We start from the raw sequence: 14,250 nt of genomic DNA on the forward strand, positions 1-14,250 counted from the left end.
GGAACTGGGGATCTAGGTCTCGGTGCCGGAGGCGACGCCGGTTTCCCATTCGGCTAGTGGATCGACGGGGAACGGTGGAAAATCAGCTTCAAATGTTCTGATTTGTCCTTCCGAATTCTGTGTGAGCAAGAGCATATTGCCCCGGCGCCTTATCTGGCGCGGGCGAAATGGGTGCAATTGACATCAGACAAGGCCATGATTGACGAGGATATCCGGGCTTATATCCGTGAAGCCTATACAATTGTCTCGGCAAAACTGACCAGGGCGGTCCGAAAGGAACTGGGGATCTAGGTCTCGGTGCCGGAGGCGACGCCGGTTTCCCATTCGGCTAGTGGATCGACGGGGAACGGTGAGATTTTCTTAAAGACAAGTTGTCCGCGCATGCCGGAGATTTCCATATTCTCGCTAAATAATGACAGAATATGTTGTTTCATATGCCCTGGAATTTCCTGCTCGCTGCGCAAGATCAGGTCAAATTGGCGGGGCGAAAAAATACCATCTAGCTGTAGCGGGCCCGATTGCGACAGGCTGAGTTCAATGACGAAACGGGTGGACGGATTGTCTTCGTCCGATCCATCTTGTTGATGGTTCTGGCGGTGGAACATGCGTATCTGGCGCAGGTTCTGCCCGTCGAAAAACGGAAAGTTGAGGCTTTTCCAATCTTGCCCACCGGAGTCGCTCTGCAGCCGTGAAAAAGTCGCAAAGTCTTCATCCAAAGCACGAAGCAAGGCGGTTCGGCCGCTGGCTTCCAGGGCCATCTTGAAGTCCTGCCCCAGCCATTTTTCGACAGAGCCGAGTTTCAGAGCCGCCATAAAGAACAACAAGCCCGAAGAAAGCTGACTGCTGGCCTGCGGAATAATCGCATTGGCAACGGATTGCGCCAGCACCGGATCCTGTAACGCAACGACATTCATGGCTTGCCGTAGATTCTGCCAGTCGCCCATGATCCGCATCATTGGCTCGCGGCTACCTGGTTGTTGAATATCCGTATATGCCAGCGGAAACGCGGTGATCTTGTCGGCGACGGCAAACTCGATGGTGCCACCCACTGCCGGCGGTGATTTACTGCCATAAGACATGACACCCAGCGGTGTATTGAGGTGAACCAGCTGGTTTCCACCGCTGGTCGGTGGTTGAACAGACATGACAGTCCCCCGCAATATGTCGGGGCGATTTACAGTGTTGGCCACCGATTGCTCTGTTCGGAATATCAAGTCGATTTTTTGCGGTTTCACTGCTATCAGCCCTTCTGGCCGGGCAACCGCAGCGGCAGTTGTGTCTGGTGGCGGCATCAGTTCCGCCGTAACGAAATGATACATGCGTGCGGCATTACTCAGTTGTGTTGCCGTCGGCGCGAGGGAAGATGGACCCGGGGTCTGCGGCGGCAGAGCATTTACATAAGCAAGTAGATTACTGAGCCGGGCCGGCACTTCGGGGATGACAGCAGGCGAGATTCCGCCGGTCACAGAGGGGGCCGGGCGATCCGTAATGGAGGACGTTGGCGCCGGGAAAGCAGTCGTTCGTGGCAAATGCGGCAATGCGGCTTTGGCGTCTGGTGCAGGCTGGCTCGATGTTAAATTCTGTAAGCCAGCTTTCAATTCCAGGGGGTGTAATTGACCAGCCCGGATATAATTTTCAGGGCCGGGTATGGCGGCATTGATGACCGGCAACAGTTTAACCTCAATGGGTGCTGAAAAGAGTTTGCCGTCTTTGGAAATCAGCCGTGCCAGGATAATATCTTCAACAGCGTCTATTTCAAATGTGATTTGGCTGCCAACCGCCAGCGGGACTGTTGTCGTTAACCTGAAATTTCCGTATTCAGTATGCAAGATGACGCTTTCACCGGATGTTTTCGCGGTAACGACTGCTGTGATTAACGTGGCTTCCAACGGTTGACCGGGCGTCGCCGGTGCTGGCGTTACCGGCAGGCCTGTCTGTTCGCCAGTAGGTTGCGCCGGGCTTACCGGCGATACCTGGTCTGGGCCTGTTGTGGACGCTTGCCCGGAATTTGAGACGGCGGGCGGAACGCCGGATGTCGAACGAATACCACTCATATATTAGTGCTGCATTTACGCCGCAGCTCCCTTCATGATGGATGCAGCGATGTCTTCAATATTCTGAGCGACATCGCTGGTTGGATAGCGTGTGAGCAAGCCGGATTGCGCTCGGATAGCCGAGGCAACTTTGTCATCTTGCAGAACAATCCCGGCAAGCGCTGGTTCGATACCGAGGAAATTGCTGCAGGCGTTTTTCAGTTTCTCGTATATCTTCTCGCCTTCATTTACAGATTTCGCCATATTGACGATAATTTCCATCACGCAGCCAGGGGATTTTTGTTGCATGATTTTGATATAGGCATAGGCATCTGTAAGAGCCGTCGGATCTCCTGTTGTGACAACCAGTTTGGGCCCATTTCCAGATGATAAGGTCTGAACGGCTTCATCAATACCGGCGCCGAGGTCGAGAATAACGTAATCATAGGTTTCGCTGAGCTGGACGATATCATCGCGGATATGGGTGAGTTCACTTTTATGCAAGGAGCCCAGAGATCCGGAACCGGACCGGCCCGCGATAACATCGAAACCGCCTTCTTCAATTTTGAAGGTGACATCGGCCATTGAAAGTTCACCTGAAATCACCGTCGCGAGATCTTTGCTTGGCATGACGCCGAGCTGAATATCGACATTCGCCATGCCGACATCGCCGTCAAAAAGGAGAACTTTTTTGCCGGCATTGGCCAATGCGTGGCTGATGCTTACTGCCAAAACAGTTTTCCCAACGCCGCCCTTGCCGGAGGCGATAGTGATGAGGTTTTGACCCACGGCAAGCGTGGCTGGATGCGCCATTGGTCGATTGCGAAGAGGGCTTTCTGTTTGCATCATGCGAGTACCTTGTCAAATTCGTTGTTTAACCCGGCTTTTGTAGGATCCCTGAGGATGAGCCGGGCAAGATTTACGGGATTAAGAGTATGAAGACCAGTGGCTACAGACGCTGAAACACTGGTATAGGAAAAGCTCAAATTTGCGCTGTCGGCTGCGGTAAAGAGGCCGCCATAGCGACGTGTCGTATCAAGACGGGTTGCAATCATGCGTTTGGCGCCAAGGGCGGCAAAAGTTTGAGCCATATCGCTCATTTCTGCGGTATCGGTTCCGGCCGCAAGAACGACGACGGGCTCTGCTTTTGCCGAAACGATCTTTAGCGTCAGGTCCTCGATTTCGGCCTTGTCGTAGGAATTGATACCCCCTGTATCGATCAGAATATCGCCCCCGTCATTCAGCTCTGGTTTGTCGCGTATCTGAGCGAGATCTGCCGCGGTTTCGGCGACCCATAATTTGACACCCAGAATGTCTGTATATGCCTGGAGTTGATCGACGGCGCCGGTTCGACTTGTATCCGATGTAATGACATGAATTTGCCGTTCGGCCATTTTCGCCGCTGCTGCAAATTTAGCGATGGCAAGTGTTTTACCAACACCGGGCGGGCCAACGAGCATTAGCGGAAATTTGCCCGCTTTCATGCGTGTTGAATATCGAAAATGATTATCAAGCGAGGCTGCGAGGGCAATTGTCACGTCTTCCGTTTCAACGGCAAGAGCCGTTCGGCAAATGCGTTCTGCCAGGCTCGTTGGGATACCATGATACGCCATGGACTGTATGAGAACATCCATTTTGGCAGAGTTTGGAATTGCTGATTTTGGTGCAGCCACTGGTTTCTTTGCCATCAAGGATTTTATTGGGTTCTTTTGAACCTGTTTGGCTTCGGCTTTCCAGTCATCATCCCAATTCGCCGCCCAGTCAGTTGGGGCCGGCTGAGCGAGAGGCATTTCTGGCTGTTCCACAGCTGCAGTTAGCTGAACACTCCCGGTGTCAGTTTCCTGAGTTGATAAAATGATGGCTTCTGCTCCCATTTCAAGGCGTACCTGATTTATAGCCTTTTCCATGGTGGTGGCCGTGTATGTCTTTATTCGCATTCAGAGGGAGCCTTAAACTTGCGCCAGGGTTTTAAGCTTGGCTTTGGGATGGATTTCGTTTTGTGACATGACAACCGTCGTTGGCCGAAACCGCTCGACAATTGATCTCACATAAGGACGAATAGCTGGGCTGGTAAGCATAACCGGGTTATGTCCCTGGCTCGCTAATGTATCGAAATTCTGCCGCACGGTGGCAATGAATTCCTGCAACAGGCTGGGTGCCATGGAAAGCTGTCGTTCTTCGCCCTGACCGATGATGGCTTCAGAGAAATTCTGCTCCCATTGTGGGGTAAGTGTAATCAAGGGAATATAACCGTCGTCCGCTGAGTTGGTCGCGGATATCTGCCGTGACAGACGGGCCCGCACATGTTCAGTTATCATATTGATATTTTGCGTATAGCCCGTAGCTTCGGAAATGCCTTCCAGAATTGTTGGCAGATCCCGAATAGAGACGCGCTCGGATAGGAGGCTCTGCAGAATCCGTTGAACACCACTAACTGAAATCTGGTTAGGGATAAGATCCGCGACGAGTTTCTGATGCTGAGATGGTAAGTCGTCGAGCAATTTTTGAGTTTCGGCATACGACAGTAAATCTGGCATATGGTCCTTCAAAATTTCTGTCAAATGTGTCGTGATCACTGTTGCCGGATCGACAACAGTATAACCGCGGAAGGACGCTTCTTCACGCTGGCCTTCATCTACCCAAACGGCGGGTAAGCCAAATGTTGGTTCAGTTGTTTCTTCGCCGGGAAGATCAATTGGCAATCCTTGTGGATCCATCACCAACATATTGTTGGGCCGAACATCTCCAGCTCCGGCTTCGACTTCTTTCACCCGCAACAGATAATTATTGGCAGGCAATTGCATGTTATCCAGAATACGAACACTCGGCATGATGAAGCCCATTTCGCTGGCAATTTGACGGCGCAATGCCTTGATTTGATCTGTCAGGCGATAACCTTCGTTATCATTGATCAACGTCAGAAGACCGTATCCAAGCTCAAGCCGAAGATCGTCGATCAGTAGGGCAGAAGCAATAGGCTCTTCGGCTGGGGCGGCGGCCTTTTGGCTTTCGATCATCAGCTGCTCTTCTTCTACCTTTTCCGCAGCTTTGCGTTTGGTGAGCGAATAGGCGGCATAGCCTGTTCCGCCAGCCAATAACAAAAACGGAAGCATCGGAACACCAGGAAGCAAGGACAGGCCAACAAGTAGAAAGGAACTCATACCCAGAGCACGTGGATATCCACCAAGCTGTCCGAGCAAAGCTTTGTCCGCTGTGCCGGTGATACCACCGCGAGATACCAAAAGGCCGGCAGCGACAGAAACGATCAGCGCTGGCACTTGACTTACAAGGCCGTCGCCAACGGTCAAAAGCGTGTAGCTGTTGGCGGCGTCGGTAAAAGTCAGGCCTTCTTGTGCAACACCAATAATAATGCCGCCAATGATATTAATGAAGGTGATTAGCAAGCCGGCAATAGCATCACCGCGCACGAATTTTGAGGCACCATCCATGGCGCCAAAAAAACTGCTTTCATCTTCAAGGTCTTTGCGGCGCGTACGCGCAACATCTTCATTAATCATGCCCGCCGAAAGATCTGCATCAATGGCCATCTGTTTGCCGGGCATGGCGTCCAAAGAAAAACGGGCCGCGACTTCAGCGATACGACCGGAACCCTTGGTGATAACGACAAAGTTCACAAGTACCAGAATGGAGAATACGATAATTCCGATAACGAAATTTCCGCCCATGACAAAGCTACCAAAAGCTTCAATCACATGCCCTGCTGCGTCAGGTCCGGTATGCCCTTCTGATAGGATCAGCCGTGTTGAGGCGAGGTTGAGCGATAGACGTAGCATTGTTGCAATAAGCAGAACCGTTGGAAAAGAGCTGAAATCAAGAGGTTTGGAAATAAACAAACAAGTCATAAGAATGACAACTGAGAATGTGATGGATATGGCCAAGCTAAAATCCAAAAGCCAGCTGGGCATTGGCAAAATCAGGACGACCAGAATGCAAACCACGCCAAGGGCAAGGCCAATATCGCCGCGTCCTAAAACAGCATACATCCGACTTAGAAATTCGCCTGGCGAGCCTGTCGCAGCGTCTGATTCTTGGATATTACTCATTTACTTAGTGTCCTCAGGTCTTCGTCTTGTTCAAACTTATGCAGAGTAGCGATACTCGGAACCAGCCATTGGCACAGCGGCACCCTCACCTGAGTAAAGCTTCAACTTATTGCGAAGTGTCCGGATTGAAATCCCTAAAATATTTGCCGCATGCGTGCGATTTCCCAGGCAATGATCAAGGGTGTTTAAAATCAGGTCTTTTTCAACATCCGCTACCTTGCGGCCAACCAGGCCTGCATCTGTAGAACTCCGGTCTGACGCAGAACCCGCGTGACCAGCTGAACCATTTGCATGATCTGGGGTTGTTGAACCGTCGGGCATTAGAATTGCTTCGGCGGTAATCGTGTCTCCCTGACAGAGCAATACGGCACGATGCATGGTATTCTCCAGTTCTCGTACATTGCCTTTCCAAGGGTTCAGCTGCAATTTTGCCATAGCTTCGTCAGTCACAATCCTTGGAGGTAAGCCATTTGCCTCGGAATATTTTTTGGCAAAATGTTTGGAGAGAACATCAATGTCAACTTTTCGGGCCCGTAGCGGTGGGATTTTCAATGTTACGACATTCAGCCGGAACAACAGATCCTCACGAAATGTTTTCTCCGCAACCGCTTCAGCTAAATCTCGGTTTGATGTGGCAATAATCCGAATATCTACAGGCACGGGCTTAGAACCGCCGACGCGATCAATAACTTTTTCCTGAATGGCGCGCAGCAACTTGGCCTGCAACTGGATGTCCATTTCGCTGATTTCATCCAATAACAATGTTCCACCATTGGCTTCTTCAAATTTTCCAATTCGCCGGGCAATCGCGCCGGTGAAGGCACCTTTTTCGTGACCAAATAGTTCTGATTCAAGAAGGTTTTCCGGAATTGCTGCACAATTGACGCAGACGAACGGTTTATCCGAGCGATTGCTGTGAGAATGCAGATAGCTCGCCATTACTTCTTTACCGGTTCCGGTTTCACCATTGATGAGGACCGATGCAGAAGACGGCGCGATTTGTTCTGCCAGATCAACAACATTCTTCATTGCTGGATCAGCAAATACCAATCGGCTGTCTTCTTGCGCGACCGCTTCAAGAACGGCGGCGATAAGAACAGGGTCGGGTGGCAGCGGCAAAAATTCCTTAGCACCGGCCCGGATCGCGTTCGCGGCTGTCGTGGCATCCGTGTTCACGCCACATGCAATAATCGGCAGATTGATCCGCTCATTTGCGAGACTGTCGACCAACGACTTGATGGCAAGATTTACATCAATCATCGCCATATCTGCGCCTTTACCAGACCGCAGGGAACCAAGGGCCATTTCTATATCATCCACTTGGCTCACTTTCGCACCACGGGACATTGCAATCTGACTTGCTGCGCCAATTTGCCCGTTCAGGGAACCAATTATAAGCAATCTCATTTGCTCACTCTCCTAATAATCTTAAGTAAAATATTGCACACGGTTTGACGGCGGCAGCAGGGTATTGAGTAACATTTCCAGACGACGCGGATTTTCCTGTCGTCCAATCGAGGCGGCGCCCAACATAAAGACGCGATTGAGAAGAACTTCGTTAGATGAATTTCGTTCAAGCTTGGTCGCTAAAGGGCTAAAAAACATGTTGGCAAGAACGGCACCATAAAAAGTCGTCAACAAGGCAACGGCCATAGCCGGTCCGATTGTTGTTGGATCATTCAGATTGCTGAGCATTTGAACAAGTCCAACCAACGTACCAATAAGCCCCATCGCAGGGGCAACTTCGGCGGCTTTGCGTAAAACGCCTGAACTTGAATTATGCCGTGCGACCATGCCATTTAAATCGTTCTGCAAAATGCGATTTACCTCGTCGGCGGGCAGGCCGTCGACAACCAGTTGCAGTGATTTGCGTTGAAAGCTGTCTTCTTCCAAAGCCTGCATATGTTGCTGTAGATGCAAAACACCTTTACCGCGGCATTGTTCAGCCAATTCTAGCATTGCATATGCGGCATAATTAGGTTGAACGCTGCGTCCAAATAATGTCAAACCGATGAGCTTTTGAGCGCGCATAACTTCGCTCATGGAAAAACTGATCGTTGTGACCAAATAGGTTCCACCCAGTACGATTAATACGGCGGGCAGATTGAAAAACGAACTCATAGAGCCGCCAATCAATACTGCGGCCGTGATCAGCGTAAAACTGCCGAAGAGTCCGATAATTGTTGCATAATCTATTTTATTCACGACTAAACCCGTCTCTACTAACGTCGATCTGACTTGATAATTTCCGTCATGGTGACACCAAGACGGTCTTCAACCACCACCACTTCGCCGCGGGCGACCAGGCGGTTATTGACATAGATATCAATTGCTTCCCCAACTTTGCGGTCGAGTTCGACAACAGCACCCCGGCCAAGTTTCAACAGCTGACTAACTTGCATTCTTGATTTGCCGAGGACCGCTGTTACGTTCACCGGAATATCAAATACTGCTTCAAGATCAGTAGCCGTTCGAGCAAGTTCGGTATCTTCTTGGACCGATGGCTCTACCATTTCTGCGGACGCAGGTGCCTCATTGACGGCTACATCACTCGCGGTGTTTGCAGCGCCTCCAAGATCTTCAAGATTTAAATCTTCTTCTTCAGCCACGTTCTTACTCCTTACTTATCGTCGATTGAGGTGTTTACTTGTTCCTCGTCGACCAAATTACCTGTTCCAGTTTTGCCACGAACGAATTCGCTTATAATGGCGTCTAATCTGTTTTCAGTGTCTCGGATATTGCGCTCGACACCGCCATCTGCCCATTCAACCCGGCATTCACTCGGTTGCATTGCGTCTTCCGGCAGGAGAATGATGTTCCCTTGAAACCCGGTTTGCGCCGACATTGCATCAACTTTTCCTTTCAGGAAATCGCATGTCTGTTCTGACGCGCGGACAACAATCCGTGGTTCTTCGGGTAGCTCCGAAAGGCAATCCTTGAGGATTTTCTCAACTTCACTGTTTGGGGAGTGCTGGATTAATGCAGGCGCCAGTTTACCGGCAGCCGCTAAGGCAAGAGAAGCGGCATCTCGCTTGATAGCATGAAGTTGTGACCCTTGAATTGTCATCAGTTGTTGAAGCTGCATTGCGACGGTTTCAAGAGAAGAGGCAAGGGAGTTTTCGAGAGTTTGCATTGCTTGGCTCTGACCGGATTTCACACCTTCTTCAAAAGCTTCAAGCTTTTGCTCAGTAAGATCCTGTTCCGTATATACGGCAGTTCCTTCAGAAACCTTCTGCGCACCATTTGCGGGTCCATCAGAGTCGCTGAATTCTCTATCAAATAGGAATCGGGTGCTCGTGTTCATTGACGCATTCATCCTAATAGACCAACTCGTCATCGCCGCCGCCATCTGCGAGCAGGATGTCCCCATTATCGGCCAGATCTTTGGCGATATTCACAATTTCCATTTGTGCTTCGTCTACATCTTTAAGTCTGACAGGACCCATTGCGTCCATATCTTCCCGCAGAATTTTTGCTGCGCGTTCCGACATGTTGGTGAAGAATAAATCTCGGAGGCTATCGGAAGCACCTTTTAAGCAAATACCAAGGCGTTCCTTGTCGACGTTCCGGAGTAGTGTCTGAACGCCTGCAGGGTCAAGTTTGAGGAGGTCTTCAAAGGTAAACATCAAGGCTTTGATTTTTTCAGCGGAATCTCTGTTTCTTTCTTCCAAAGCTGAAATGAAGCGGCCTTCTGTGTTGCGATCGAAATTATTAAAAATTTCGGCCATCATTTCGTGACTGTCGCGCTTATTGGTTTTTGCCAGATTGCTCATAAATTCACTGCGAAGCGTGTCCTCGATTTTATCGAGCACTTCCTTTTGAACAGCTTCCATTTGCAACATTCTGTTGACGACTTCCAGGGAAAAATCCTCTGGTAAAGTGGCGAGAACTTTCGCCGCGTGACCAGGGTTGATCTTGCTCATGACGACTGCAACGGTCTGCGGGTATTCGTTTTTCAAGTAATTTGCCAATACCTGCTCATTCACGTTGGCCAATTTGTCCCACATGGTGCGGCCGGCCGGGCCGCGAATTTCTTCCATAATGCCTTCAACTTTTTCGCCGGATAAGGCTTTCATAAGCAGGCGTTCTGTCGCTTCGTAGCTGCCCACAATATTCCCGGTTGATGAAATTCTTCCTGCAAATTCGACAAATAGGGATTCCATGGCGTCGGAAGAAATGGACCCTAAGTTAGACATCGCCTGTGAGATCTCTTTGATTTCTTCTTCATCTAAACGCGACCATAATTCCTTGGTGTGTTCTTCACCAAGCGCCAGCATCATTACTGCTGCTTTATCAGGTCCGCTTAGGTATTTTGAGTCAGTTATATTCATTGTTTTTGCTCCCCTTACGCGTCGTGATATAGCCAGTTGCGCAGGATGGAGATTGCCTCATCCGGATGTTTATCAACAATTTCACTTACCTTGTTCAGTGTTGAAGTCTTGACTTGGCCGTCGACCTTGTCGATATCGATCATGCCGTTGACTTCATTTAGAGTTTCCGCGCTGTTACCTCCGCCGGAATGACCAATTGCCGCTGTTCCCGCTGCGGCCGCATCATAGGCCCCATTGCTTGCACCTGGCAGAGCCATTGCAGCCCCAGCTGGGCCCGCCAAAGCTGGTGTCGCGCTGCCAACAGCGAGCGCACGATTAAGAAGCGGACGAACAACTAAGAGCAAAGCCAAGAGCGCAACAACTACCAAAACACCCATTTCTCCCATTTTAAAGAGATCGGCTTTGGTGAGGCCCATGAATATTTCGTCCGTTACTATTTCTTCATCGGAGAAATCTTCAATCTTTTGCGCGAATTGCATATTTACAACTTCGACAACGTCACCCCGTTCTTCATCATACCCAATAGCCGATTTAACCAAGCGGCCAACTTGTAATAGAGCGTTTTCTTCCAACGCGGTGTATGTGGTATTGCCATCGGCAGCTACTTCCGAATTCCCATTGACCAGCACTGCGACAGTTAAACGGCGGACGAGGCCAGATTCTCTTACCTCTGTCGTAATGGTTTTCGAAATTTCATAATTCACAGTTTCTTCTGTGCGCGAAGCTGCGCTTTCAGAATTGCTGCCGTCGCCTGCACCGGCTTCAGCTTCGGGGAGGTTATTGGCAACTGTGACGGCCTGGTCTCCAGCGAGACCTTCATTCGAGGAGCTTGTCTCTTCGACCAGTTGGGTAGAGCGAACAACCTGGCTATCAGGATCGTAAGATTCAGATTGCACAGTCCGTTGATCGAAGTCCATAATGGCACTGACTTCCGCACGAACATTTCCGGCGCCTAGGGTTTTTTCCAAAAGCGCCTCGATTTGCTCCTTTAACCGTGTTTCATAGGTAATTCGCATGAAATCGGTTTGGCTGCTACCGCCTGTACCGGGAGCATCTTTCCCGTCGCCACGTGCTAGCAGGTTTCCGTTTTCATCAACGATTGAAATATGTGTAGGTGTTAGGGAGGGAACCGCAGCTGCAGCAAGATGTTGAATTGCAGAGACCTGATCATCAGTCAGTCGGCCCCGGCCTTTTAGTTTGAGGACGATCGAGGCGCTGGCTTCCCGTTTATCACGACTAAAAACTTCGCGTTTTGGCAGAACAAGGTGAACGCGGGCTGCGGATACATTATTTAATGCCCGGATAGTTCGCGCAAGTTCTCCTTCAAGTGCTCGAATGAAATTAACATTCTGAACGAAACTTGTTGTGCCAAAGGTATCAGAGCTGTCGAAGATCTCGTATCCTACGGAGCCGCCATTTGGTAATCCAACCTCGGCCATTCCAAGCCGCATGCGTGCTACTTGATCTTGCGGGATTAAAATATCGCGCCCATCGTTCTTAATTTGAAAAGGAATTTTGTCAGCTTCGAGTCTGCTAACAATCGATGATGAGTCTGCCGGTTCAAGGCCACCATAAAGAAGCGCATAGTCAGGCGTTGTAATTCTATTCGCCATTAGCATGATGAGGCCGATCAATCCGACGGCAACTACACCGAGGATGATTATTCTTACTGATCCCAAACTTTGGAGAAGTTGGCTTATTCCATTCACGTCGAGCATCCAATGTTTATGTAAAATACGCGTAAAATATTATTTCTATGAAAGAAAGTACGCGGACTTGATAAACAAGAAGTTAACGTGCGGCAAAAATTGCCCAGTCAGAGGAAATTTTTTCCTAGTAAGATTCCGAGAACCAGAAAGGCCGGTTAAGAGCAGTTTTATAAAGCTGACTTAAAATGGGTGCAAATTGTTCATCTATAGGGCGATCAACAATTAAAAAAGCCCGACACCAAATGGGCCGGGCTAGAATAAATTATTTAACAAATAAATTTAATCAATCATCATCCAACATAACTTCGCCGGGACGATACTCTTGTGTTCGCGTAGTACGCAGTCCGGGAAGGCCGTGGCGATCAATAGCCTTCTGCCAAGAAAGAAACTCCTCAACAGAGAGAGTATAGCGTTTACAGGCGTCGTCGAGGCTGATTAATCCGCCTCGTACGGCAGCGACTACTTCTGCCTTACGCCTGATGACCCATCTCTTCGTATTGGTAGGCGGCAGATCATGAATAGTCATGGGCTGCCCGTCCAAGCCGATTATCCGGTTTACTTTGCGGTCAATATGCGACTGCATTTGCATTTTACCTCGTTACAACATTTGTCTTCATTACAGATATTAGCTGCATCGTTTTAACAAACCGCTAACTTGGTTGGTTAATTTTGTCTTCATGGCAAAAGAGGGATTTTTGCCATGAAGATCATTGGAGCTAGGTTAGGAGACCTATCGTTTCAGCCGAATGAGTTCTTCTAGCATTTCATCCGCTGTCGTGATGATTTTACCTGCTGCAGAATATGATCGCTGAGTAATGATCATGCGGGTAAATTCTTCGGCGATATCCACGGTTGATGCTTCGGTCGCAGATGAGATTATTTTACCGGCGCCGCCCATGGTAGCTTCACGTAAGGTGAAAGTTCCTGAGTCAGGCGTTTCGTCATAGGAGTTCCCATCCTGATTTCGCATGCCATTCGGATTGGCAAAGGTTGCGACTGGAATTTTATAGATCTCTTTTGAGGTACCATTGTCAAACTTCGCAATTACTGTGCCTTCTTCGTTAATGAAAACAGAGTTGAAGGCTCCGAAGAGAGCTCCATTTACGTCTGAAGAAACCAGCTCCGAGTTTGAAGCGAATTGCGTAAAGCCATCTGATTGACCATCCGTGCCAAAATTCAGATTGACAACTTGCGGGGAATCGATGCCCAGAGAAGCGGCCCAGGGGACCGTAACCGTGTTGCTTAATGCTGAACCGGCCAAGTCAAGTGTGCCGTCTGAATTAAACGCGGCGACTTGGGAGGCGAGAACATCTTCATTACCATCGCCATCTGTATCTGCGGTGATTTCGACGGTCCATTCATTTGGTGTGCCACCAGAACCAGTTCTCAAGAAATTAAACGTAATCGCATGCGCCGATCCCATACTATCGTACACTTGGAATGAGCGAACGAAATGCGGTGCAGTTGTTCCGTTTGCCATATCACCAGAAACGTAACCAGCGCCAAATGTCGCTTGGTCGGAGGACAGGTTTGCTTTCAGGTTAATAGTAGACGTCGCTTCTGCGTTACCTGTTAGTCCAGTGATATTTACCGGGCTCAGTGCCGCCAAGTCCGATTGGTTCGCTGGAATATTACCGTTGGGATCAATTTCCCAACCTTGCAAGTAATAGCCTTGTGCATTTCGGAGGAGGCCGTCGGCGTCGGGCTCAAACGTGCCTGCACGTGTATATGTATAATTGCCACCAGTTGTTGCTGGATCGGGCACGGTGTTCACGACAAAGAAACCATCTCCGGCAACGGCCATATGAGTTGTTGAGTCAGATGCGGTGATTAGACCTTGTTGGTCGACTTGTGCTCGCGGATGCACCAGGACACCGCCAGCGGAGTAAGATGTGTCCGTGGCGCTTTCTGTAACCAACGTCGAAAAGATCGCATTGGTCCCTTTATAGCCGACGGTGTTTGTATTTGAGATATTGTCGGAAATCATGGCCATCGCTGTTGATTGCGCGGCCAGGCCCGATACACCTGAAAACATTGCTGCTGTTAAACTCATTTTGTTACTCCTTATATAGCGCCCGTCTCAAATGAGATGAAAGCGTATTCGTTAGCCGCT

Annotated in this window: 14 protein-coding genes; 1 reads left to right on the forward strand and 13 read right to left on the reverse strand. The window is 49.6% G+C overall.

The window, feature by feature from the left end; genetic code table 11:
• Positions 1-12: 12 nt before the first annotated feature.
• A complete protein-coding gene (locus V7723_RS14650; protein WP_335685282.1) occupies positions 13-135 on the reverse strand; it encodes a hypothetical protein in 123 nt (40 codons plus the stop codon).
• Between V7723_RS14650 and V7723_RS14655 the strand changes: the two genes are divergently transcribed.
• Entirely contained in the window at positions 103-291 is a 189-nt protein-coding gene (locus V7723_RS14655) for an MmcQ/YjbR family DNA-binding protein (RefSeq protein ID WP_335685233.1), read from the forward strand. The genes V7723_RS14650 and V7723_RS14655 overlap by 33 nt on opposite strands.
• Here the strand turns inward: V7723_RS14655 and V7723_RS14660 are convergent.
• The 12 genes from V7723_RS14660 to flgE form a co-directional block, all read right to left on the reverse strand.
• Entirely contained in the window at positions 288-2,054 is a 1,767-nt protein-coding gene (locus tag V7723_RS14660) for a hypothetical protein (protein WP_335685234.1), read from the reverse strand. The two genes, V7723_RS14655 and V7723_RS14660, sit on opposite strands and share 4 nt — an antisense overlap.
• A gap of 15 nt (positions 2,055-2,069) precedes the next feature.
• Entirely contained in the window at positions 2,070-2,882 is an 813-nt protein-coding gene (locus tag V7723_RS14665; protein ID WP_335685235.1) for a nucleotide-binding protein, read from the reverse strand.
• Positions 2,879-3,970: a hypothetical protein gene (locus V7723_RS14670; RefSeq protein WP_335685236.1), complete on the reverse strand. Its 1,092-nt coding sequence runs from the start codon at positions 3,968-3,970 to the stop codon at positions 2,879-2,881. The genes V7723_RS14665 and V7723_RS14670 overlap by 4 nt, the downstream gene beginning before the upstream one ends.
• 12 nt (positions 3,971-3,982) lie before the next feature.
• Positions 3,983-6,037 carry a flagellar biosynthesis protein FlhA gene (gene flhA / locus V7723_RS14675; RefSeq protein WP_443024234.1) on the reverse strand — a complete coding sequence of 685 codons (2,055 nt, stop codon included), beginning with the start codon at positions 6,035-6,037 and terminating at the stop codon, positions 3,983-3,985.
• Between the two features lie 96 nt (positions 6,038-6,133).
• A complete protein-coding gene (gene flbD, locus V7723_RS14680) occupies positions 6,134-7,504 on the reverse strand; it encodes a sigma-54-dependent transcriptional regulator FlbD (protein WP_335685238.1) in 1,371 nt (456 codons plus the stop codon).
• A gap of 21 nt (positions 7,505-7,525) precedes the next feature.
• Positions 7,526-8,302 carry a motility protein A gene (locus V7723_RS14685; protein ID WP_335685239.1) on the reverse strand — a complete coding sequence of 259 codons (777 nt, stop codon included), beginning with the start codon at positions 8,300-8,302 and terminating at the stop codon, positions 7,526-7,528.
• A gap of 17 nt (positions 8,303-8,319) precedes the next feature.
• On the reverse strand, positions 8,320-8,610 hold the full coding sequence (gene fliN, locus V7723_RS14690; RefSeq protein ID WP_443024235.1) for a flagellar motor switch protein FliN: 291 nt from the start codon (positions 8,608-8,610) through the stop codon (positions 8,320-8,322).
• A 107-nt stretch (positions 8,611-8,717) separates the two neighbouring features.
• Positions 8,718-9,401, reverse strand: a complete 684-nt coding sequence (locus V7723_RS14695) for a hypothetical protein (protein WP_335685241.1) — start codon at positions 9,399-9,401, stop codon at positions 8,718-8,720.
• Positions 9,402-9,414: 13 nt separating this feature from the next.
• Complete coding sequence (gene fliG / locus V7723_RS14700) at positions 9,415-10,428, reverse strand: flagellar motor switch protein FliG (protein WP_335685242.1); 1,014 nt, start codon at positions 10,426-10,428, stop codon at positions 9,415-9,417.
• Between the two features lie 14 nt (positions 10,429-10,442).
• The gene (gene fliF / locus V7723_RS14705; RefSeq protein WP_335685243.1) at positions 10,443-12,137 is read right to left on the reverse strand and encodes a flagellar basal-body MS-ring/collar protein FliF; all 1,695 of its coding nucleotides are present in this window, start codon (positions 12,135-12,137) and stop codon (positions 10,443-10,445) included.
• A 283-nt stretch (positions 12,138-12,420) separates the two neighbouring features.
• Positions 12,421-12,720, reverse strand: a complete 300-nt coding sequence (gene sciP, locus V7723_RS14710; protein WP_335685244.1) for a CtrA inhibitor SciP — start codon at positions 12,718-12,720, stop codon at positions 12,421-12,423.
• Between the two features lie 147 nt (positions 12,721-12,867).
• Positions 12,868-14,190 (reverse strand): flagellar hook protein FlgE, encoded by a 1,323-nt coding sequence (gene flgE, locus V7723_RS14715; RefSeq protein WP_335685245.1) that lies wholly within the window; start codon positions 14,188-14,190, stop codon positions 12,868-12,870.
• Positions 14,191-14,250 lie beyond the last annotated feature (60 nt).

The sequence above is a fragment of the Sneathiella sp. genome (assembly GCF_036960985.1).
Lineage (GTDB): Bacteria > Pseudomonadota > Alphaproteobacteria > Sneathiellales > Sneathiellaceae > Sneathiella.

What these genes read in the sequence shown, in the direction of transcription:
- V7723_RS14665 (WP_335685235.1), bottom strand. Translation starts at nt 2,882, where the DNA reads ATGATGCAAACAGAAAGCCCTCTTCGCAATCGACCAATGGCGCATCCA.
- flhA (WP_443024234.1), bottom strand. Translation starts at nt 6,037, where the DNA reads ATGTATGCTGTTTTAGGACGCGGCGATATTGGCCTTGCCCTTGGCGTG.
- fliG (WP_335685242.1), bottom strand. Translation starts at nt 10,428, where the DNA reads ATGAATATAACTGACTCAAAATACCTAAGCGGACCTGATAAAGCAGCA.
- V7723_RS14660 (WP_335685234.1), bottom strand. Translation starts at nt 2,054, where the DNA reads ATGAGTGGTATTCGTTCGACATCCGGCGTTCCGCCCGCCGTCTCAAAT.
- sciP (WP_335685244.1), bottom strand. Translation starts at nt 12,720, where the DNA reads ATGCAGTCGCATATTGACCGCAAAGTAAACCGGATAATCGGCTTGGAC.
- V7723_RS14650 (WP_335685282.1), bottom strand. Translation starts at nt 135, where the DNA reads ATGCTCTTGCTCACACAGAATTCGGAAGGACAAATCAGAACATTTGAA.
- fliN (WP_443024235.1), bottom strand. Translation starts at nt 8,610, where the DNA reads ATGGTAGAGCCATCGGTCCAAGAAGATACCGAACTTGCTCGAACGGCT.
- V7723_RS14695 (WP_335685241.1), bottom strand. Translation starts at nt 9,401, where the DNA reads ATGAACACGAGCACCCGATTCCTATTTGATAGAGAATTCAGCGACTCT.
- flgE (WP_335685245.1), bottom strand. Translation starts at nt 14,190, where the DNA reads ATGAGTTTAACAGCAGCAATGTTTTCAGGTGTATCGGGCCTGGCCGCG.
- flbD (WP_335685238.1), bottom strand. Translation starts at nt 7,504, where the DNA reads ATGAGATTGCTTATAATTGGTTCCCTGAACGGGCAAATTGGCGCAGCA.
- V7723_RS14670 (WP_335685236.1), bottom strand. Translation starts at nt 3,970, where the DNA reads ATGCGAATAAAGACATACACGGCCACCACCATGGAAAAGGCTATAAAT.